The organism is Cohnella sp. 56 (genome assembly GCF_037963805.1).
Taxonomy (GTDB): Bacteria; Bacillota; Bacilli; order Paenibacillales; family Paenibacillaceae; genus Cohnella.
The window spans coordinates 427,578-450,151 of record NZ_JAZDQE010000003.1; the positions used below are offsets into that span (position 1 = coordinate 427,578).

The window sequence follows — 22,574 nt, forward strand, 5'->3', positions numbered from 1 at the left end:
GCAGTCTTGAAGGGCAGAGACAAGCAGGGATTTAGAGAGTGGTTCGCTTGGACATGGCTAGTATTTATTCTTTTTATCGCAGTATTTAAAAACGGTATTTTTATCGGTATTGGCCTCCATAATCCGAACCAATATCAATTCGAGAGCTCTGTGCTGCTCACCCTGATTACAACCGCGTTCGTCGCAGTATGGATTTTGGCACAGATCGGGAATCAGGAGTTCAAGTGGACCCGCAGCAACTTGAAGATCGGGGCTGCAGCATTACTGATCCCGCTTGTCTATCTGATCAGCTCTGCTCAAGCCTTCTCGCCATACATGGCCAAGTATGGCATTCTGGTTCATCTTGCCATGTTTTTGTTCTTTGCCGCTGGCACGTTCTGGTCGAGGTCGAGCTCGCTAACTAGACAACTGCCATTTGTCTTTTTAATCTTCGGCTACATAATTGTCTTCTTCGGCTTCCTGACCATGTTCGGTAACGCCTATCTGCTCGATTCTCTGACTTCTCAGGATGGCATTCGGATAACGTCCGTATTCCAGTATGCGAATGCATACGCCGTGCTGTTGCTGATTATGTGGATCGTCATGCTGATCGAGATCAATCGGACGTCCCGTAGAGGCATTCAACTGCTGCATGGCATCATGCTCGTTCCTGTCTGCGTATCCTTCTTATTGACACTGTCGCGGGGCGCGCTCATTGTTCTGCCCTTTATTGCCATCATTACCCTTGCGATGCTCCGTCTGAAGCTTCAGATCAAGCTTATTGTCTATTCCATGCTTGGCATGGGGATATCGTTGCTCATCTATTCCAAGCTTACGGATCGGGGCATCGAAGTTATCGGCGGTATACAGGCGGCGGGGGACGCTGGGCAAAAGTTCAATACCGTGTCTATTTTCTCTGGAGCATCAATCGGTTATTGGGGTATTCTAGTCGCTGCGTCTCTCGTAATGGGCCTGTTCACTTATGCAATAGAGAGATTCATTGAACCAAAGCTTAATTCGAGAATAGAGAGGCTGTCGACCTCATATGCCAACCTGTGGCTGCCGATCGGACTTGTCGTACTGTTCGTCGCTGGCGCGATCGCTCTCATCTCGGATACTGTAACCCAGTTGCTGCCTCCGGTCCTTCGCAAGCGGATTGAGGGTGTCAACTTTGAGACGCACAGTGTATACGAACGTCTCACGATGTACAAGGATGCAATCCGGCTGTGGAAGGAATATCCTATCTTCGGCGGAGGCGGTGGCGCATGGGAAGCCTCTTATGAGAAGTACCAGTCTTATCCTTACTTGAGCGCCCAGACGCATAGCTTCGTTACACAGCTTCTGGTAGAGGTTGGTATCGTCGGTGCGGTCGCTGTCATCGGATTGATCGTCTATGTTCTCGTGAACTTCATCATTACGTATCGACGAATGGACGATAGCGAACGCAACAATGCCATTTTTTACTTTATCGTTCCTGTCGCCATTCTCTTGCATGCGACGATCGACTTTGAGATGAGTTACTTATTGTACGACATTCTCGTATTCCTTTGTCTCGGGGTACTGGCGAGCACACGTTCATCTTTGGTCGTACTTACCGACAGGCGGAGAGTATTGTCAAGGCGAATTGCAATAAGCGCGATGAGTGCTATTGGACTTGCGTTGCTCCTCATCGGCAGTCTGAGGTTTTATAGTGTCAGGCAGATTGACGAGGCGAATCAGGCTTATGCCACGCAACGGCCATTCGCTCAGATCGTTGATCCGCTCAAATCCGGTTTGAGTCTATCAGCAGGGCATCCTGTGCTTCTGCTGCAATTGGCGTCATGGAATTACCAGGCCTATGACCAGTCCAAGGACGAGAACTACCTGCAGCAGTCAGAAAAGTATTTAAGGAAGCTGGTGGATAAAGAACCATATTATCGACCGGCCATAAATCTGGAGTTCACCATTCAAAGGGTTCGTGGCAACCAAGATGCCGCTATTGAAGTTATGAAGAGAGCCGTTGAACAATACCCTTTTGAGCAATCGTTCTATGAGCAGCTTGAAGTGAATCTGTTAAACCGATGGAATCAAGAGCGTCAGGCTAACGATGCTGAAAGGGCAAAAGCGGATGCGCAGCTGATCAGAACCTATTATGATCAAGCTGTTCAGCAAGTGAAGACGACGGAAGAACTGCCGGAGACAATAGAATTGGCACGGACATTCGTCATCTCGAATCGTCTGCGGGCGGCGGCTGGCGAGGTGAGCTTCGCCGAGGGGAATTATTCCGAGACGCTCGATATGCTGAAGCCGGGTCTGCAAGAAGATCTCTCCAAGGAAGAAGATCGCACGGTAGCTCGTATCTACCTGGCGGCACTGAGGAAGCAGGGGCAAGACGATCCCGCTGTGTATGATCGGTTAGTCGCAGTTGATGCAGACGAGGCAGAACGGCTAGAATCGCTCAAGTAGAATGCAGGGAAGGAGGTACATCTATGAAGATATCGGTCATCCTGCCGACACTGAATGCGGAGAAGTATCTGCCGGAGTTAATCGGAAGCTTGCAGGGGCAAACGCTGAGCCCTCATGAGATTATCGTCGTCGACTCGCAATCCGACGATGGTACCGCACTGTTGGCCAAGAGATTGGGAGCCAAGCTTATCATGATCGAACGTGCGGACTTTGATCATGGAGGTACACGCAATCTCGCTGCCAAGAAGGCCTCCGGTGATGTAATCGTGTTTATGACCCAGGACGCTCTGCCGCAGCATGAACGCTTCCTGGAGGAGATCGTAGCGCCGTTTCAGGATACGAGAGTGGCCGCCGTATGCGGCAGACAAGTCGCCAGGACGGATTCGAACGTCCTTGAACAGATGACGCGCGATATTAATTACCCTGAATTATATATCCATAAGACATTGGCAGACCTCGATCGCTTTGGAATCAAGCTGTTTTTCTTTACGAATGTTTGTTCCGCGCTTCGCCGGGAGACTTTCTTGCAGATCGGAGGCTTCCCGTCGCCGATCATTCTGAACGAAGACATGATGATTGCGGCGAAGTGCATTACTAATGGCTTCGCGGTCGTCTATAATCCGCGGGCCAGTGTCATCCACTCACACGACTACAGCTTAAAGAAACAATTTAGACGCAACTTCGATATCGGCGTATCCATGCGGATGAACGAATGGGTATTCCGTTATGCCCGCGCCGAGAAGGAAGGCGGGCGGCTCATTAAGGAGCAATTAGGGAGGCTGTACAAGCAAGGGAAGTGGACCTGGATACCACGATGGTTTGCCGAGGCGGGTGCCAAGTACCTTGGATATCGTCTAGGTGTATCTTACAAGCGAATCCCGATGAGCCTACGCAAAAAGTTCAGCATGCACCCCGACTTTTGGCTTCACTACGACCAGTCGCAAATCGTACGGGAGCCCGTCATCTTCAAACCAGAAGCACAATCGGTCAGCCATCGGTAGCAAGAAGGAGGATGTTGAACTATGAATCGTTATACAAAAACTTTTGGAATTCTCGTCGCGGCAGCGGTCGTGGCGGGCGGAGTCAACTGGTACCAGTCTGCGTACGCCGACGGACAGCAAACGACGCCAGGCTATGCAGGCGATCCGATTGTCACCAAGAGCTATGTCGATCAGAAGGTCGCGGAGCTCATCCAAGCCGAGCTTGCCAAGGCTGGAGCGGGCAATGCAGGAGGGGCCGCTGCAGGAATGGCGAAGCTCGAGGTCGTCACCGTGCCGTTCGGCAAGAAGATTGTGGTCGAGGACGGCGGCGAGCTCATCGTGCGTACGGGCAAAGCTATCGCCTATAGTACCGATGCCAACGGCCTTTCGGACATGACGGCGGGATTGGATATCGCGCCAGGCAAGCCGGTAGCTACGAACCACCTCATTCTATTCCCTCGCGGCGGGCGCGGCGTAGAGGCAGATCCGAAGCAGAAGAATGGGTTGACGGTGTTGGTGCGTGGGGGATACGCTCTGAAATAGGGTATTAATTCTAATTGAGGTTTTATTGTCCAAAGTCTTCTATATGTTTCTATGTTATAATATTGAAATAAGTATTTGCAGCGAAGTTATGGGTTGCATTCATGGTGGTGTCCGTTATGAAGCAGTTTTTTTTCACAATAGTATATAGAACGGCAATTGCATTCAAGAGAATTATCTTCCCCTTTATTCCGCAGGGGGCCAGAAAGCGTTTGAAGAAGAAAGTGTTGAACAATGCATTTTCGCTAAAAGAAATTAATATATCTTCTGCTTTACTAGGTGAGGAATTTCAAGTAAACGGTATTAATCTGGTTGGATATGCTAGGGCTGAGATGGGGATTGGTGAGTCATGCCGATTAGCAGCCAGAGCGATCTCTACTACTGAACTGCCTTTTGGTATTATAAATTTTGGCGGTGCCAGCACTGCCAGAGTGTCCGATAATAGCTGGGCACACAAGGAATTAGAATCACCACGGTATAATGTTAACATCCTCCATGTGAATGCAGAGCAAATGGTAGAGGTGTATACAAAATACGGATCTTCTCTTTTTAAAGATCGTTATAATATCGGTTACTGGCACTGGGAACTGCCTATATTCCCTGACGAATGGTTGGACGGATTTAAGTTCGCACATGAAATCTGGGCACCGACCAAGTTTGTCGCCGATGCAATTGCAGCTAAGACTGAACTGCCGGTCATTATCATTCCCCATGGTATTGAAGTAAAGATAGCCGAACAACGCGATCGTTCGTACTTTCAACTTCCCCAGGACGCTTTTCTCTTTCTGGCCATGTATGATATGAATAGTTTTCAAGAACGCAAAAATCCAATGGCCGCTATAAAGGCATTTCAACATGCATTTGCACCTGATGATCGCGAAGTCGGACTTGTTATTAAAATAAATAATGCATCCTCGAATAAAGAGGATCTACAAAGGTTAAAAACGGAGCTTGGTCATTATAAGAACATATATTTTATTACGGAGATCCTTAGCAGAATTGATACGAACGCGCTAATCGCGACTGCCGACTCGTTTATTTCATTGCATCGTAGCGAAGGATTTGGTCTGGGTTTGGCCGAAGCCATGTATCTAGGCAAGCCGGTCATCGGAACTAATTGGTCGGCGAATATCGATTTTATGAATGCCGAGAACTCGTGTTTGGTTGACTATAAGTTAGTAGAGCTTGAGCGTGATTACGGACCATATCAGCGAGGACAGGTTTGGGCCGATCCGAGCATTGAGCACGCAGGAGCATATATGAAGAAGTTATACGAGGATATTGACTATCGGGAAGTAATTGCACGCAATGGGCAACAGGAGATTCATGCTAACTTTTCTCCAAAAGCTGTTGGGAGTCAAATCATCAACAGACTTCGAGAAATTACCAAAATTGTCGGAGGTCGTCCATGACGATTACTAGCGTAATAATGGCGGGGGGGAAAGGCGAGCGATTCTGGCCGAAAAGCCGTACCCATCTGCCAAAACAATTCCTCAATATATCCGGAAATAAATCTATGATTCAACAAGCGGTAGCCCGATTAGAAAGGCTCATGGATATCAGCCGAATCTTTATTGTGACAAATGAATCTTATGCCGAACTCATAAGCATGCAGATTCCCCATTTGCCTGCAAGCAATATAATTATTGAGCCGATCGGTCGTAACACAGGTCCTTGTATCGCTCTGGCTTCGATGATCGTCGAGCAGCAATATCCTGACAGTACAATGATTGTATTGCCTTCGGACCATATTATTAAGGACGAGGGAGAATTCATTACTATACTTGAAGCAGCTACTCGGGTCGCTGCCCAGCAGGAAAATATCGTCACCCTAGGAATTACTCCAACCAGTCCTGAAACAGGATATGGTTATATTAAACGAACTGAGGATATGTGGGAGAGCCTTAGTACACCTGTATATAAAGTCAATCAGTTTGTTGAAAAACCAGATCTAGAAACAGCAAAGGAATATGTAGAGGCAGGGGATTTTTACTGGAATAGCGGCATCTTCATCTGGAAGACGACAACCGTTCGCCGCAAAATTCAACAGTATATGCCTGAGATTGAAGCGGTCCTAAAAGAGATTGAGCCGTCCTTGGGCACACCATGGGAGAGCGAAGAAATTCGCCAAAAGTTTGTACTCATGCCGGACCAGTCAGTGGATTATGGAATAATGGAAAAGGCGGATAATATATATGTTGTGCCATGCCAGTTGGGATGGGATGACGTGGGAAGCTGGACGGCGCTAGACCGGATTGATAATAGAGATGATGATGGAAACGTAATTCGAGGAAATATACTGAATATCGACACGAAAAATTGTATTATTGAAAGTAACGACGGAAAACTGATTGCGACGCTGGGGATCGAAGATCTCATCGTGGTAGATACGGAAGATGTCACGCTTATATGTACGAAAGATAAAGCGCAAGAAGTGAAAAAGCTGCTTAAAGAGCTTCGAACGCAAAAGCGGGAACAATATTTATAAGAAGATTGATAAACTATAATCAGAGGAGAAATTTTCGATGAACAAAAAGGCATTAATCACAGGGATTACGGGACAAGACGGCTCATATCTGGCGGAGTTGCTTCTTGAAAAAGGCTATAAGGTATATGGACTGCGTCGCAGAACGAGCATTCCAATACTTGAGAACATCGAGCATATTCAGGATGAGATTGAATTTATCGAAGGTGATCTGCTGGATCAAGGCTCTTTGATCAATGCAGTTAACCTATCTCAGCCGGATGAAGTCTATAATCTTGCGGCCCAATCGTTCGTGGGAACGTCGTGGGATCAGCCAGTTTTGACCGGATTGCAAACCGGGATCGGCGTCACGAACATTTTAGAAGCTGTTCGGATGGTCAAGCCCGATGCACGTTTTTATCAAGCATCGAGTAGTGAAATGTTCGGTAAAGTAGTAGAAACGCCTCAGCGAGAGACAACCCCATTCTATCCGCGTAGTCCTTATGGCGTTGCCAAGGTATATGGTCATTGGATTACAGTTAATTATCGCGAGAGCTATGATATGTACGCATGTTCGGGAATTCTTTTTAATCACGAATCTCCTCGTCGTGGTGTTGAGTTTGTTACCCGCAAGGTAACGAATGCTGCAGCGCGCATTAAGCTGGGACTTCAGAAAGAGCTCCGTATGGGCAATCTTGACGCACAACGTGATTGGGGCTTTGCAGGCGATTATGTTAAAGCCATGTGGTTGATGCTTCAGCAGGACAAGGCCGATGACTATGTCATCTCGACTGGTGAACTGCACAGTGTACAGGAGCTTGTCGAGATTGCTTTCGGACATCTGGGATTGAATTGGCGTGATTATGTCGTTGTGGATCCGAAGTTTGTACGACCGGCAGAAGTCGACTTGTTGCTTGGCGACTGCACTAAAGCGAAAAAAAAGCTTGGTTGGGAACTTGAAGTTGGATTTGAGCAGTTGGTTACAATGATGGTGGAAAACGACATGGAGAAAAACTCAAGGTTTAGCAAGATTTTAATTTAAAGCGGTGATAAAATGAAGGCGCTAATAACCGGGGGCACGGGTTTTGTAGGAAGATACCTTATAGAGCATCTAACTCAGCTTGGTTATGAGATTGCAGTAGTTAATAGAGCTTCTAGTTCGGCATTACCTGGTTTTAAGAATGTCCAGCAGCATCTCATTGAGCTAGCGGATGAGAGTTTAATGCAAAAGTTTATAAACAAATATCAACCGGAACATATCTACCACCTTGCTGGTTTTAGTTCTGTCAGAGACTCATGGGACTCTAAAAAGGAAGCCTTTCAATCTAATGTAATGGATACTTTAAGTTTTTTTGAAGTTATTCGTAAAAGTAGTGTTGCTCAAAAAGTCCGGGTATTAACAGTGGGGTCTTCGGAAGAATACGGTAGAGTTACGGACTTAATGAAGCCGATTGTGGAAAATACAAAGCGGAATCCCATAAGTCCATACGGCATTTCAAAAGCAACAACACAAATGCTGGCGAAACAATACTATGAATCCTATGGGATCAATGTGATTCATGCACGTCCGTTTAATCACATTGGTCCCAGACAGCGTCTTGGATTCGTTGCTACAGATTTCGCAAAACAAATTGCAGAAATTGAAGTGAACTTGAGGCCACCAGCACTCAGGGTAGGGAATTTAATGGCTGAAAGAGATTTTTCTGATGTCAGGGATATTGTGACGGCTTATGAAATGTTGCTAAGATTGGGCGAGTCTGGTCAGACATACAATGTGTGCTCCGGTGTTCCAACTGCTATAAAATCGATTCTGGAGTATTATACTTTTTATAGTATTCGAAAGGATATTACAATAGAAGTTGATCAAGCCCTATTTCGTCCAATAGATGTTCCTAGTTACGTTGGGGATCCGCAGAAACTTAGGAATCAAACGGGCTGGGAGAATCGCATAGCACTTCAGGATTCATTAAAAGATGTGCTGAATTACTGGAGAGGTGAAATAAGAGCAACAGAGGGGTACTTTAGTAATGTTTGAAAAAATTAAAGAGGTTTATGCATATAGACAAATGCTTGAAAGTCTGGTTCTGACGGATTTAAGAACTAGGTATAAGGGGTCCATTCTAGGCTTTTTTTGGACCCTCCTAAATCCCCTGTTACTGTTATGCGTGTACTCGATCGTCTTTAAATTCGTAGTCCGTATTCAAATGGACAATTATTCATCTTTTCTTTTTATCGGCTTAATTACATGGAATGTTTTTAGTCAATCTATCCTTTCTGGTGCTGGAGTGATAATAAGAAACGCAGGACTAATTAAGAAAATTTATTTTCCAAAGGAACTTCTCCCTCTTTCTGTTGTAATTGGAGGAGTTCTTAATTATTTCTTCAGTTTTTTAGTGTTGCTATTTATTTTGATTATTAATAAAATTGCGATCGGTTGGCCGATTCTTCTTTTTCCCTTAATATTGTTTATTTTATCGATCTTTACCTTAGCTTTAACTATGTTAATCTCTGCATTGAACGTGTATTTTCGCGATTTAGAACATATTGTAGGGATTTTGATTATGGGGTGGTTTTACTTAACTCCCATAGTGTTTCCTTCTAATATGATACCCAATGAGCTTCATTTAATATTTGACTTGAATCCTATAAGAATATTTGTTGAAGGTTTTCAAGATATATATTATTACAATAAATTTCCTAATTGGTCCGAGCTTTTGGTGGGTACAATTGTATCTTTTGTTTTGCTTGTTATTTCTATGAAAATATTTAAAAAATTAAGCAGAAACTTTGCAGAAGTTATATAAGGATGGTAACCGCTTATGGAAGTAATCAGGGTAGAAAATGTGACAAAATCCTTTAAGATATATAAGGAACGTGCCGTTACGCTCAAAGAAAGAATTTTAGGTCGGAAAAATAAGGTAGAAATTTTTGAAGCATTGAAGAGTGTTTCCCTATACGTTCAAAAAGGTGAAACGGTGGGGCTACTTGGAAGAAATGGGTCTGGAAAAAGTACACTTCTTAAGATGCTAACCGGAATTTTATATCCCGATGAGGGACTTATTCACGTCGAGGGGAAAATTTCAAGCCTGTTAGAGTTAGGTGCTGGTTTTCATCCTGATTTTACAGGAAGAGAAAATATATTTATGAATGCATCCATTCTAGGGCTAAATAAGAAAGAAATACGCGCAAAACTGGATGATATCATCGCATTCTCCGAATTAAAAGAATATATTGAGAATCCTGTTCGAAATTACTCGTCAGGGATGTACATGCGCCTCGCATTTTCTGTCGCAATAATGGTAGAACCAGATGTCCTTTTGATTGATGAAGTGCTTGCTGTTGGAGATTCTGCATTCCAACAGAAATGTATGGATCAATTAATGAAACTTAAGGCAAAAGGCACAACTATTGTATTTGTTTCGCATGACCTCACTGCAATGGAAAAGTTGTGCGATCGAGTGGTATGGATTAACAATAGTGTTATTGAAGATGAAGGATATCCCAAAAAAATTATAGATAAGTACTTGACATTTCTGGCAAACGAAGAAAACACCCGTTTGTTGTCTACAGGAACTGAGTCTGGCAATCAAGATGAATCTCAATCTACAAACGTTATTGAACCTATTGAGAAGAATGAAAGTGATCGATGGGGAAATAGAGATATTGAGCTTACAGAAGTCATATTTAAAGACTCGGAAAATAACAAACGGCTGGGCTTCATGTCTGGGGATACTGCGACTATTAATATTAAATTTAAAACTAATAAGGAAACCAAAGAGCCTGTGTTTGGAGTGGGGATATCGAATCTTGAAGGTGTGAATTGTTATGGCACTAATACTTGGATTGATCACTATAAAATAGATGTTTTGCATATGTCTGAGATTGGCGAAATAAGCTTCAAAATTCCCTCTTTAGATCTGGTCGCTGGGACATACCTGATTTCTGTTGCGGTTCATGATGTTTACGGCAATCCATATGACTACCATGATAAACGGTATACTATTAAAGTATCCAGTATTACGAGCGATATTGGGGTTGCAAAAATTAAACACCAATGGATCTTAGAAAGGAAGAAATGAAGTGGAGGAAAAATTTTATCATCGAATCACTAAAAAGCTCGAAGAACTCGACAGTCATGTAAACAGTAACTCCCCACTATCTAAATTCGATTTAAAGGATCTGGAATATAATGTTAAACAAAACAATCTCTTGTGGGATATTCCTACGAACGAAAATATTAGTTCTCATAGAGCTAAAATAGGACATCTTATAGTATTCGGTAAGAAAGTTGTTCGAAAAGTACTATTTTGGCTTGTTACTAAGCCGTTAATTCAACAACGAGAATTTAATGGTTCAGTTACACGTTCGCTTAATGCAACCTTGAATTTAGTAGCTCTTATTAACAACAAAGAGGCAGAAATTAGTACGATTCAAAATCATATAGAGGAGTTGAAAACGCAAAATAAAGAACTACTAAATGAGGTAAATAAACTTCAAAACATGATACAAGATTATAAGGAGAAGGATAAAGAAAAGGAAAGTTTTCCGATCAATTACAAAAAGTTTGAGGATCGCTTCAGAGGTCCTGAGGAAAGTTTGGTTGCAGGGCAACTAGAGGCATACCTTCCTTTTCTTGCCAACAAAAATACCATTGTCGATCTCGGATGTGGGAGAGGAGAACTTGTAGAGGCTTTAAACAATATTGGGAAATATACAATTGGGATTGACTTGAATAAAGACTTGGTAATACACGGAAGGGAAAAAGGTTTAGAAATAATCAATGACGATATGATCAGCTGGCTTCGAGAAGATAAAAATGAAAAGCATGATGCAATCACTTGCCTTCATGTCATTGAACATTTATATCCCCACCAAATTGTGGAACTTGTAAATGGAGCATATGATAATTTGAATGAAAACGGGATTCTAATAATAGAAACGCCTAACCCCGAAACATTATATAATTTGGCCTTTGGTTTTACGATTGACTTAACACATAAAAAATTGATACATGCCTATACAATGCGATTTATTTTAGAAGAAGCGGGTTTTCGGGATATTGTAGTTAAGCATTTAGCTCCGACTGATAAATCTGTTGCGCTCGAGAAAACCGAAATAAGTCGCATAAATGATGAAAATGTTGATAAAATCAATACGCTTCTTTATGGTTATATGAATTACGCCATCATAGGAAGGAAATGAAAATGAAGAAAAAAAGAATTGCCGTTTGCTCTGCTCAAATTCCTTTTAACTATGGGGGGGCAGAAATACTTGTAGAAGAACTAAACTTTCAGTTAAATGCACATGGTTTTAATAGTGAGATAGTTAATATTCCGTTTAAATGGTATCCCAAAAAGCGATTGATTGAAGAAGCATTTATATGGAATATGGTTGACCTCACTGAAAGCAACGGAGAGAAGATTGATCTTGTTATTTGTACAAAGTTCCCTACATATACAGTCAAGCATCCTAACAAGGTCGTTTGGTTGTTTCATCAACATCGTCCTGTTTATGATTTGCTTGGAACTCAATTTAGTGAGTTTTCTAAATCCAGTGAGGATTTGCGAATAATAAATCATGTTAGAGAAATTGATAATAAATTTCTCCCTCAAGCACAGCATATTTATACTATATCTGAAAATGTAAGAAAACGACTTTTGAACTTTAACCAAATTGAAAGTTCAGTTCTCTATCCGCCAACGAAGCTTGATGGAAAGTATAAGAGTGAGGGAGATGGAAGCTATATATTTTCAGCTGGTCGATTGGATCCTTTAAAGCGTGTAGAGCTATTAATACAATCGCTTAAATTTATGGACCCAAAAATAAAGTTGAAAATAGCTGGAAAAGGAAAACATGATGAGATACTTCGTAAATTGGCAAGAGATGAGCGACAAGAACATAGAGTTGAGTTTCTAGGATTTGTCTCTGATGAAAAAATAATTGAGTATTATGCAAATTGCAGTCTTGTATATTTTGCGCCAAGAGATGAAGATTATGGTTTTATCACAATAGAGGCCTTTAAAAGCGGTAAGCCGGTTGTGACGACCAATGATTCTGGTGGTGTTCTGGAGTTTGTTAAACATAATGATAATGGCTTGGTTCTTAATGCGGACCCCAAAGAAATAGGAACTGAAATTAATAAGTTGATTTTGGATAGGGCTAAGTTAGAAAGCTATGGTCGGAATGGAAAAAAGACTGTTGAAAACATAAACTGGGATTATGTCGTTAATGAATTGACTAAAACCATACAGTAAATGAGGTTTTTGAATGAAAGTCGCATTCTTTTCACCTCTGAATCCACAAAGATCAGGTGTGTCAGATTACAGCGAAGAGCTTTTACCTGAACTAGAAAAACACTTAGAAATTGATTTATATATAGGGGACTATACGCCAACAAATGAAGATATAAGTAGAAGTTTCCCTGTTTTCCCAATTTCCTCCTTCGATGATTCTTTATATCAGGAATACGATGAAGTAATTTATCATATTGGAAACAATACGAATTTTCATATGGAAATCTATTTGACTGCATTAAAATACCCGGGTTTGGTGGTGCTCCACGACTATTCAATTCATCATCTCATTGCTAATCTAACAGTCGCTAAAGGAGATTGGGGAAGCTATATCCAAGAGATGAGCTATAATTACGGAAAAGAAGGTGAGGAATTTGCAAGGTTAGCTTCTCAAGGTAGAATGAAGGTAATGTGGGAAACCGATCAAACTATTAAATATCCAGCCAATAAAAGGTTGATCGATCATTCAAAAGGTATAATCGTACATTCGAACTTGGCCTTGGAGGGTGTAATTCATAATAAAAAAGATGCTTTTGTTCAATATGCCCCTTTGTTTACAAGCGATTTAAAAATTGTTAGTGAAGTTGAAAAAGCAAGTCTAAGAAATAAATACCATATATCTCAAGATACACTCGTTTTTGCCTCCTTTGGATTTGTATCCAAAGCTAAAAGAATCCAATCCATTTTAAAGTCACTTAAAAAACTCCTTTTGGAGGGCTTAACCAATTTTTTGTATATAATTGTTGGAGAAGAAGAAACAGGTGTCCGGGATATCGAAAACTGGATTTCAGAATATGGTCTTAAGAATAAATGTAGATTCACTGGGTTTGTCACCCTTGAGGAATTTAAGGAATACATCATGCTATCCGATGTTTGTATTAATCTTAGACATCCCACGCAAGGAGAGACATCGGCAAGTTTACTTAGAATCCTAGGATACGGGAAGCCTGCGATAGTTAGTAAAGTTGGAACCTTTTCTGAATTTCCTGATGAGTTCGCGCTTAAAGTTAACTCAGCAAATGAACAAGTAGAAATTGAACAGCTATATTCGCAAATAAGAGCCTTTATAATAAATCCAGACTTAAGCAGCCAAATGGGAGAAAAGGCTTATGAATATGTGAAAAATAATCATACAGTTGAAATTACTGCAAATTCATATTTAAATGCGATTAGCAAAATTAGAAACCATTCTGCGTTTTCTAACGAGGTCAGATTCTACTACGATTATGTAGATCATATTGTCGAAGAAACTCAACTGATATTGAGAGATTCTCCAAATCTTCAAAAAGACCTCGCTGGCCATTTGGCCGCTTTTTTTAGAAAGTAAAAGTTAATTATTACAGTCATATCTGAATATGTTAAGAGGTTGTTATATATGTTGATTTATTTAGCTATTTTTGGATCCATTGCACTAGGAGCAGTTGCCCAGATTTTAATGAAATATGGTTCAAATGGTCTTGCGGGAATAAGCCTGTTTTTGAATCCGTATGTAATTGCAGGATTGTTTGTATATGGATTGTCGTCAATACTATGGATTTTGTCTTTGCCTAAGGTACAATTATCTCTAGCATATCCTATGGTTTCTTTGGGTTATGTGTTGGTATTTGTCTTATCGTACTTCATTTTCCATGATACTATAAGTTTAATGAGGATGGTTGGTCTAGGAGTCATTGTTGTAGGTGTTCTTATAATCGCAAAATCATAAGGGAGGATCATGGTGAAAGTATTAGAGGCAAATAAAAGCACCAATGCGATGGTCTTAATGTTTATACAGATGAGACCAAAACAATGGACTAAAAATCTACTATGTTTTTCGGCCCTCATATTTAGTTTTGAGAAACTAGCGGAATATTCGCTTTTAAAGTCGCTGGCTGGTTTTGTGATTTTTTGTTTTGTTTCATCATGTGTTTATATATTAAATGATTTTTTTGATAGGGAAGCAGACCGACAGCATCCAACAAAACGTTTTCGGCCAATGGCCTCAGGTCAATTAAATCCGACTCTTGCGCTATGTACTGGGGCAATGATCCTATTATTAAGTTTGCTTTCATCTTTTGTTTTAGATAGCTACTTTGGATTAGTCGTTTTATTTTACTTTGTACTCAATGTAGCTTACAGTATGAAACTGAAGCATATGGTAATAATCGATGTAATGAGTGTTGCAACCGGATTTGTAATTCGAGCGGTTGCTGGAGGGCTTGTTATTGGCGTTAACCTGACGCCTTGGTTTTTACTCTGTACTTTGCTGCTTTCATTATTTCTTGCAATCAGTAAGAGAAGGCATGAATTTATATTAGCACAAAGTGATGATAGTAAACTTAGATACGTTCTTCAGTTTTATAATAAGGATTTACTTGATCAAATGAATGGAATTGTTACGACGGCAACAATAATGTCTTACGCCTTGTTTACATTTACATCGGGACATTCACTTTATCTTATGACGACGATCCCATTGGTTCTATATGGTGTTTTTCGTTACTTCTACTTAATGCATGTTGAAGGAAAGGGAGGAAGTCCGGATAAGCTGCTTTTTGAGGATAAACATATTTTAATAACAGTCTTGTTATATGGATTACTTGTGGCGCTAATTCTGAAGTTTGAGTGAGGGGTCAAAATGTATTATTTTATAGCACCAATGGTTGGTTGGCTAACTTCAGGAGTATTGAAGTTTGCTATTAATTACTTTCGTTTTGGTAAAAAGGCTAAGGAGAAGATTGGGAACGGCGGATTTCCGAGTACTCATACGACGATCGTTGTAACAACCGTATCTTGTATAGGGTTTCAGGAGGGAATAGAAAGTCCTGGCTTTGGTTTAGGTGTAGCTTTTGCCTTTATTGTTATAATAGACGCTATGGGGCTGAGAAGGGCAGTAGGAAAACATGCGGCACACTTGAATAAATTGAACGGTGACATTGTTTATCGAGAGAGTATGGGACATAACAAATATGAGGTTTTTGGCGGAATATGTTTAGGTATCATACTGGGAGCAATTTCAAAATTTTTGCTGGGGGACTTATGAAAAAACGTGCACTTTTATTCTTTTTAATATTTTCTGTTTCATTATTGATAGTTACAAGCGCTAAGGCACCTCGATTGGCGGGCGATGGTGGGGAGTATTTAGGGATGACCGTTTCCTTTGCCAATCATTTAGGGCCTGACTTAACCGAGAAAGATATTGTGAAGAGGGAAGAAGTAATTCAAGCAAATAAGTTGTATTGGTGGGAGGATGGTTTTAACCATTTCGGTTATTTTAAAGCATTAAATGGCCAGGAATATTCCTATCATTTTTGGGCTTACTCACTTGCAAGCACATTTGTTTATAAGATATTAGATCTATTCAATTTGAATTTATTATCTACCTTCCAAATTACTAATGCACTATTGATGATTTTATTGCTATATTGGATTATTTATAGAACTAAGGCTGATAAAAAAGCCAAGACGTGGTTGTTGCTCTGTTATTTTCTGAATCCAATTTGGCTCTATTTACCATGGACGCATCCTGAGATATTTAGTTTTGTATTCTTGTTTCTTGGTCTATTGCAGCATATACAGAAAAAAAGAAAATCTGCTTTGTTATTTATAGCAATTGGGTCCTGGCAAAACCCCGCAATTGCTTTGGTCGCGTTATATATATGTCTACTAGAGCTAATTGATATATTTAAAAATAAAAAGATACTGAAGAGACACATATTTGCAGCAATGATATCATTGAGTGTCTTTTTTCCTTATGCTTGGTATTATATCCATTATCGAATGTTTAGTATCATCGGCGATACATACACAGGGCCAATAAATCTACAAAAGGCAATCAGTTTATTTATAGACCCTAATATGGGTTTAATTGTTTACTCCCCATTTCTTGCTATTTGTTTGGTGGTTTTTATATTTAAACGTAATAAAGAGGCCTTGATAGGATTTATAATTTTAGGATTGATGGCTTTAATTTGTTCAGTTCAGTTGAATTGGAACAGTGGGATGCAATTCATAAACCGGTATTCGGTTTGGATGATACCTGTTGTAATAGTTTTCCTAATCTCAGCAATTAAAAAACTGAAAAATTATAAGATGTGGATGACAATTCATGTAGTAATTAGCGGTGCTGTTTTATTAGGATGTCTAGTTACGTATTCTTCATATAGCTATGTCAAAAACTCGGGTTTTGCCAATCTGATTTACTCTTCAATACCAGGTCTGTACAATCCCCCTTATGACGTGTTTGTTGAACGAGCACTTGGTTATGAAGTTTCTGATTACAAAGAATCATTGCCGATCATATTAGCTACTAAAGATGGAGTAAGGAAAGCGCTAATTAATGAAAACACAATAATAACATATACTAACTCGAAAAATATAAGTTTACCAACCTCACGCTTGTTTTCTTTAAAGAGTATTGCAAAAGAATCGGATATATTCAAAGAAACTAATCCAAACATATTCGTGAGCTTTTTGAAAGGGTTTTATGGCTTAGAAACCAATAATGAAATTAGTTATAGATGGATGAGCAAAAACTCTAAATTAATACTCTTCAATAATTCTTCATCTTTGATCAAAGAACTTGAGTTCGACTTAGTGAGCTTCTACGAACCGCGCGATTGTAAAATATATTTAAACAATGTAGAAGTGTTTAGTGGAATAATAGGTTCGAATGCACTTACACATGTGAAGTTACAACTAGATATGGAGCAATTTATTAAGATTACTTTCGATAGTGATAAAGATGTTTCCCCTTCTGACGTATTGGGTGCTCAGGATGGAAGGCCGTTATCTCTAAGTATTTCTAATCTATCTATTAACTCGTAGAATGTACTCCAGGAGTAAGGAAGTGTCTACTAGTGAAAGGCATCATTTTAGCGGGCGGCACCGGCTCGCGTCTTTTTCCTCTCACCAAAGTCACAAACAAACATCTACTTCCAGTTGGGAAATACCCGATGATCTTCCATTCAGTGGCCAAGTTGAAAGAAGCGGAGATTGACGATATTCTTGTCGTTACCGGCAAGGAGCACATGGGAGACGTCGTCAATTTACTGGGTAGCGGAAAGGAAATGGGCGTCAATTTTACTTACAAAGTCCAAGATGAGGCTGGCGGAATTGCACAGGCATTAAGCCTATCTGAGAACTTCGTTAATGGTGATTCAATGGTCGTTATTCTTGGAGATAATGTATTCTCTGACAGCATAACACCGTATGTACAATCGTTCCGTGAAAAAGGCGGAGGCGCTAAAATTCTTATTCAGGAAGTCCACGACCCTAAACGATATGGTGTTCCTGAGTTGAATGGAGATAACATCGTTTCGATCGAAGAGAAGCCGCGAACACCCAAGAGCAATTATGCAGTTACAGGCATATATATGTTTGATGCACGAGTGTTCGATATTATTCGAACATTAAAGCCATCTCATCGTGGCGAATTAGAAATCACGGATGTAAATAATGCGTATATTGCTTTCGGTGCGCTTGGTTACGATATTTTAAAAGGCTGGTGGACAGATGCTGGTACACATGCATCGCTTACCTATGCGAATGAATTGGCAAAGGATATTCTATTCGGGGAAGAATTCGGTGAGCTTAAATTGTAGAAGGGCGATTGGAGAATGGAGATGAGGATAAAAGGAACTAAGCTTCCTGGCGTCAGGCTAATCGATCCAGCCGTGTTTGGCGATGATAGAGGCTTCTTTATGGAAGCATACAATTCCAAAATATTCTTGGAACACGGTTACGATATCACATTTGTACAGGACAATCACTCGCTGTCGACAGAAGCGGGCGTGCTCCGGGGACTGCACTATCAACTCGAACCGAAGGCACAGACGAAACTGGTGCGTGTAGCGGCGGGCGCTATTTATGATGTGGTGGTAGACATTCGTAAAGGCTCGCCGACATACGGTCAATGGCAAGGCTTCATTTTGTCGGCGTCCAACAAAAGACAATTGCTTGTGCCGAAAGGATTTGCGCACGGTTTCTGCACGATCGTGCCAAATACCGAGGTGTTATATAAAGTGGATGAGCTATATTCGCCCGAGGATGAAAGAGGCATTGCTTGGGATGATCCGGCACTAAGCATAGATTGGCCAACACTGAAGCCGATACTCTCGGACAAAGACGCCGAGAATTTAAATTTAGCCGAAACCGAAGCTAACTTTATTTACTAAGGGTGAATGAAAAATGAAATTGTTGGTCACTGGAGGAGCGGGGTTCATCGGCAGCAATTTTGTTCATTATATATTGAACAAATACAAGCAGGTTCAGATCGTCAATATTGATGCGCTCACCTATGCGGGTAATGTTAAGAATCTCGCTGTTTTTGAGAACAATCCGAACTATCAGTTCATTCGAGTCAATATAATGGATCGTGCAGTAGTGGCAACATTGTTCGAAAAGGGCATAGATGCAGTCGTTCATTTTGCTGCCGAATCACATGTTGATCGAAGTATTCTTGATCCGGATATATTCGTTCGGACCAATGTTTTAGGCACCCAGACATTGTTGGATCTTTCCAAAAAGTATAATGTCGGTAAGTTCGTCCATGTATCGACAGACGAGGTCTACGGTACGTTGGGCGATACCGGTTTGTTCACAGAGCAGACGCCACTTGCGCCAAACAGCCCCTATTCCGCAAGCAAGGCTGGATCGGATCTAATGGTCCGTGCCTATCACGAAACTTTTGGAATGAATGTTAACATTACACGATGCTCGAACAATTACGGTCCTTATCAGTTCCCCGAAAAGTTGATTCCGCTTATGATTCAAAATGCACTAGAAGATAAGCCGCTCCCTGTCTACGGCGATGGGATGAACGTCAGAGATTGGTTGTACGTTGAGGACCACTGTAGTGCCATCGACTTGGTTCTGCGTAAAGGAGTCAGCGGCGAAGTATACAATATAGGTGGCAACAATGAACGGACGAACATCCATGTTGTGAAGACAATCCTCCAAGAGCTCGGCAAGCCGGAGTCTCTGATTCAATACGTGGAAGACCGCTTAGGACATGATCGCCGCTATGCCATTGACGCGACCAAGATCCGGACGGAGCTAGGCTGGTCTCCGAAGTACGACTACGAGTCGGGCATTCGCGAGACAATTCGGTGGTATCTTGCTAATCAGGATTGGATGGAACAAGTGCGTTCAGGTGCCTATCAACAATACTATAATACCCAGTACGGCGATCGACTGGGAGGTTAGAGCGTGACGGCAGAACGGAAAAAATTGATTGTCACAGGGGCTAATGGTCAGCTGGGCCAGGAATTGGTTCGATCTAAGGATGAACGCTACGACATCATAGGCCTCGATCGTAAAGGGCTCGACGTTACCGACCTGGTGCAATGCAAGCAGGCTTTAGCCGAACATAAGCCATCCGGAATTATTCATGCCGCAGCGTATACGGCAGTCGACCGAGCAGAAGCCGAGCCCGATGAGGCCTACCGGGTCAATGCGCTTGGCACGCGGAACTTGGCTGTTGCAGCCCGCGAGGCAAACGTGAAGCTATGTCTGATCAGCACTGATTATGTGTTCGATGGGCAAGGCGTACAGCCCTATAATGAATACGACCAGACGAATCCCCAATCGATATATGGCAAGTCGAAGCGAGCGGGGGAAATGCTGCTGCAATCGATTTGTCCCACTTATTTTATCGTGCGTACCTCGTGGGTATACGGAAAGTTCGGTAATAACTTCGTTAAGACGATGCTTAACCTTGCAAGGGACAAGAATGAACTCCAAGTCGTCCGCGATCAAGTCGGTTCGCCGACTTATACGAAAGATCTGGCGATGTTCTTGTTTGATCTGATTCAGACAGAAGCGTATGGAATTTATCATGCCTCCAATACCGGCACGTGCAGTTGGTTCGAGTTCGCGCAAGCCATATTCGAAGAGAGCGAGATCCAGGTGAAACTGACGCCCTGCACGACGGCGGAGTTCCCTCGTCCTGCGCCGCGTCCGCTTTACTCCGTGCTGGATCATTCCGCCATTAGACAAAGTGGCTTTAAAGACTTACCGCCTTGGCGTAGTGCGCTTAGGTCGTTTCTTTCTGAGCTCGAGCAATAAAGAAAACGAGCCCCTTTATTTTCCCCGTCTCCCATTAACTCATACGCCTCCAGCGATCTTGACCTGGTCATACTACACCTGTCAAATTCAATGGAGGTGTATGACATATGGCAAACAGACGCAATCGCAAGCTGGTACCGGAGAGCTACAAGGCGCTGGAGTCATTGAAGTATGAGATCGCTTCGGAGCTTGGTGTCGACTTTGGTCAAAATGGATCGGTGGCTGGAGCCGGCGACACGGAGTTTGCTGGTGATCTGGGTGCATTCTCCGCTGGTGGCGGCGGGGCGCAGTACTTGGGTAATCTGACTTCGCGGGAAGCGGGAGCGGTCGGCGGTGGCGTGACGAAGCGGTTGGTTCAGCAAGCCCAGCAAACGCTGATCTAAGCTTGCTCAGAAGGTCCGGCCAGGAACGGCTCGATGCCGTTTGTCATGTCCGCGCCAAGCGCCGAACATTGACACTCCTCGACAATTCCGGTATCATTAATCAGAAGGTCTGTCTAACAACCTTTTCCTACCGGAAAAGGTTCATTTTTTGTGTAGGGGAGGTTGAAGATATTGTCGACAATTAAGGGCCGGCATCTCTTCACGTCCGAATCGGTCACGGAAGGCCATCCGGACAAAATTTGCGATCAAATCTCTGACGCAGTACTTGACGCGTTCCTCGCGGCTGATCCGAATGCCCGCGTAGCTTGCGAAGTATCTGTAGCAACCGGACTTGTACTTGTCATCGGCGAGATCTCCAGCACCGCCGACTTCATCGATATCTCATCCATCGCGCGCAAGACGATCCGCGAGATCGGCTATACGCGCGCGAAGTACGGCTTCGACTCCACGACTTGCGCTGTGCTGACGTCGCTCAACGAGCAGTCTGCCGACATCGCGCAGGGCGTCAACGCCGCGATCGAATCGCGCGACGGCAAGGACGTGCTCGTCGAGAACGCCGACATCGGCGCCGGCGACCAAGGCCTCATGTTCGGCTTCGCGACGAACGAGACGCCTGAGCTCATGCCGCTGCCGATCGCGCTGGCGCACCGTCTGTCCCGCCGCCTGTCCGAAGTGCGCAAGAACGACACGCTCGGCTATCTGCGCCCGGACGGCAAGACGCAAGTCACGATCGAGTACGTAGACGGCAAGCCCGTCCGCGTCGACACGATCGTCATTTCCACCCAGCATGCGGAGGAGATCCCGCTCGATCAGATTCAAGCGGATATCCGCGCGCATGTCATCGCCCCCGTCGTGCCGCAGGAGTGGCTGGACAGCGAGACCAAGTTCTTCATCAACCCGACCGGCCGCTTCGTCATCGGCGGACCGCAAGGCGATGCAGGCCTCACCGGCCGCAAGATCATCGTCGACACGTACGGCGGCTACGCCCGCCACGGCGGCGGCGCCTTCTCCGGCAAGGACCCGACGAAGGTCGACCGTTCGGCAGCTTATGCCGCTCGCTATGTGGCGAAGAACATCGTCGCAGCTGGCCTTGCCGACAAGTGCGAGATCCAGCTTGCCTACGCGATCGGCGTAGCCAACCCGGTCTCGATCAACGTCGACACCTACGGCACCGGCAAGATCGCCGAGGACAAGCTCGTCGAGCTGATCCGCGAGCACTTCGACCTGCGACCGGCCGGCATTATCAAGATGCTCGACCTGCGCCGCCCGATCTACAAGCAGACGGCCGCTTACGGCCACTTCGGCCGCACGGATATCGACGTACCTTGGGAGCGCACCGACAAGGTCGAGCTGCTCAAGGCTGGCGCCTGGGCTTAATCCTTACCCATACCGCTGCACTATCTCGCCGTCTCCGCGGATTCTAATCCGCGTGAGGCGGTTTTTG

Annotated in this window: 22 protein-coding genes; all 22 read left to right on the forward strand. The window is 43.1% G+C overall.

Translation table 11 applies throughout. The annotated features are described in order from the left end of the window. Positions 1 to 6 precede the first annotated feature (6 nt). Complete coding sequence (locus tag VQ071_RS07345) at positions 7 to 2,424, forward strand: O-antigen ligase family protein (protein ID WP_340513251.1); 2,418 nt, start codon at positions 7 to 9, stop codon at positions 2,422 to 2,424. Between the two features lie 23 nt (positions 2,425 to 2,447). Beyond that, entirely contained in the window at positions 2,448 to 3,425 is a 978-nt protein-coding gene (locus tag VQ071_RS07350; RefSeq protein WP_340513252.1) for a glycosyltransferase family 2 protein, read from the forward strand. A 21-nt stretch (positions 3,426 to 3,446) separates the two neighbouring features. Continuing rightward, positions 3,447 to 3,947, forward strand: a complete 501-nt coding sequence (locus VQ071_RS07355) for a hypothetical protein (protein WP_340513253.1) — start codon at positions 3,447 to 3,449, stop codon at positions 3,945 to 3,947. A 116-nt stretch (positions 3,948 to 4,063) separates the two neighbouring features. Next, the gene (locus VQ071_RS07360; RefSeq protein WP_340513254.1) at positions 4,064 to 5,356 is read left to right on the forward strand and encodes a glycosyltransferase family 4 protein; all 1,293 of its coding nucleotides are present in this window, start codon (positions 4,064 to 4,066) and stop codon (positions 5,354 to 5,356) included. After that, positions 5,353 to 6,432: a mannose-1-phosphate guanylyltransferase gene (locus VQ071_RS07365; RefSeq protein ID WP_340513255.1), complete on the forward strand. Its 1,080-nt coding sequence runs from the start codon at positions 5,353 to 5,355 to the stop codon at positions 6,430 to 6,432. Before VQ071_RS07360 ends, VQ071_RS07365 begins: the two co-directional genes overlap by 4 nt. Before the next feature lie 37 nt (positions 6,433 to 6,469). After that, a complete protein-coding gene (gmd, locus tag VQ071_RS07370) occupies positions 6,470 to 7,450 on the forward strand; it encodes a GDP-mannose 4,6-dehydratase (protein WP_340513256.1) in 981 nt (326 codons plus the stop codon). Positions 7,451 to 7,462: 12 nt separating this feature from the next. Further along, positions 7,463 to 8,443 (forward strand): GDP-mannose 4,6-dehydratase, encoded by a 981-nt coding sequence (locus tag VQ071_RS07375; RefSeq protein WP_340513257.1) that lies wholly within the window; start codon positions 7,463 to 7,465, stop codon positions 8,441 to 8,443. Continuing rightward, entirely contained in the window at positions 8,436 to 9,212 is a 777-nt protein-coding gene (locus VQ071_RS07380) for an ABC transporter permease (protein WP_340513258.1), read from the forward strand. Before VQ071_RS07375 ends, VQ071_RS07380 begins: the two co-directional genes overlap by 8 nt. Positions 9,213 to 9,227: 15 nt before the next feature. Then, the gene (locus VQ071_RS07385) at positions 9,228 to 10,487 is read left to right on the forward strand and encodes an ABC transporter ATP-binding protein (protein ID WP_340513259.1); all 1,260 of its coding nucleotides are present in this window, start codon (positions 9,228 to 9,230) and stop codon (positions 10,485 to 10,487) included. Position 10,488: 1 nt separating this feature from the next. After that, positions 10,489 to 11,610, forward strand: coding sequence for a class I SAM-dependent methyltransferase (locus VQ071_RS07390; protein ID WP_340513260.1), 1,122 nt, complete (start codon positions 10,489 to 10,491; stop codon positions 11,608 to 11,610). 2 nt (positions 11,611 to 11,612) lie between these two features. Further along, complete coding sequence (locus VQ071_RS07395) at positions 11,613 to 12,662, forward strand: glycosyltransferase family 4 protein (RefSeq protein WP_340513261.1); 1,050 nt, start codon at positions 11,613 to 11,615, stop codon at positions 12,660 to 12,662. 13 nt (positions 12,663 to 12,675) lie between these two features. Then, entirely contained in the window at positions 12,676 to 14,028 is a 1,353-nt protein-coding gene (locus VQ071_RS07400) for a glycosyltransferase (RefSeq protein ID WP_340513262.1), read from the forward strand. Between the two features lie 48 nt (positions 14,029 to 14,076). After that, on the forward strand, positions 14,077 to 14,406 hold the full coding sequence (locus VQ071_RS07405) for a hypothetical protein (RefSeq protein WP_340513263.1): 330 nt from the start codon (positions 14,077 to 14,079) through the stop codon (positions 14,404 to 14,406). 48 nt (positions 14,407 to 14,454) lie between these two features. Then, positions 14,455 to 15,309: a decaprenyl-phosphate phosphoribosyltransferase gene (locus tag VQ071_RS07410; protein ID WP_340513465.1), complete on the forward strand. Its 855-nt coding sequence runs from the start codon at positions 14,455 to 14,457 to the stop codon at positions 15,307 to 15,309. Positions 15,310 to 15,318: 9 nt separating this feature from the next. Next, a complete protein-coding gene (locus tag VQ071_RS07415; protein ID WP_340513265.1) occupies positions 15,319 to 15,723 on the forward strand; it encodes a divergent PAP2 family protein in 405 nt (134 codons plus the stop codon). After that, entirely contained in the window at positions 15,720 to 17,507 is a 1,788-nt protein-coding gene (locus tag VQ071_RS07420) for a hypothetical protein (protein ID WP_340513266.1), read from the forward strand. Before VQ071_RS07415 ends, VQ071_RS07420 begins: the two co-directional genes overlap by 4 nt. Positions 17,508 to 17,539: 32 nt before the next feature. Next, on the forward strand, positions 17,540 to 18,283 hold the full coding sequence (locus VQ071_RS07425; protein WP_340513267.1) for a sugar phosphate nucleotidyltransferase: 744 nt from the start codon (positions 17,540 to 17,542) through the stop codon (positions 18,281 to 18,283). Between the two features lie 21 nt (positions 18,284 to 18,304). Then, a complete protein-coding gene (rfbC, locus tag VQ071_RS07430; RefSeq protein ID WP_340513466.1) occupies positions 18,305 to 18,856 on the forward strand; it encodes a dTDP-4-dehydrorhamnose 3,5-epimerase in 552 nt (183 codons plus the stop codon). 13 nt (positions 18,857 to 18,869) lie between these two features. Beyond that, positions 18,870 to 19,886, forward strand: a complete 1,017-nt coding sequence (rfbB, locus tag VQ071_RS07435) for a dTDP-glucose 4,6-dehydratase (protein ID WP_340513268.1) — start codon at positions 18,870 to 18,872, stop codon at positions 19,884 to 19,886. Positions 19,887 to 19,889: 3 nt separating this feature from the next. Then, positions 19,890 to 20,747 carry a dTDP-4-dehydrorhamnose reductase gene (gene rfbD, locus VQ071_RS07440; RefSeq protein WP_340513269.1) on the forward strand — a complete coding sequence of 286 codons (858 nt, stop codon included), beginning with the start codon at positions 19,890 to 19,892 and terminating at the stop codon, positions 20,745 to 20,747. A gap of 107 nt (positions 20,748 to 20,854) precedes the next feature. Continuing rightward, positions 20,855 to 21,130: an alpha/beta-type small acid-soluble spore protein gene (locus VQ071_RS07445; RefSeq protein WP_340513270.1), complete on the forward strand. Its 276-nt coding sequence runs from the start codon at positions 20,855 to 20,857 to the stop codon at positions 21,128 to 21,130. Between the two features lie 171 nt (positions 21,131 to 21,301). Then, entirely contained in the window at positions 21,302 to 22,507 is a 1,206-nt protein-coding gene (metK, locus tag VQ071_RS07450; RefSeq protein WP_340513271.1) for a methionine adenosyltransferase, read from the forward strand. Positions 22,508 to 22,574: the final 67 nt, after the last annotated feature.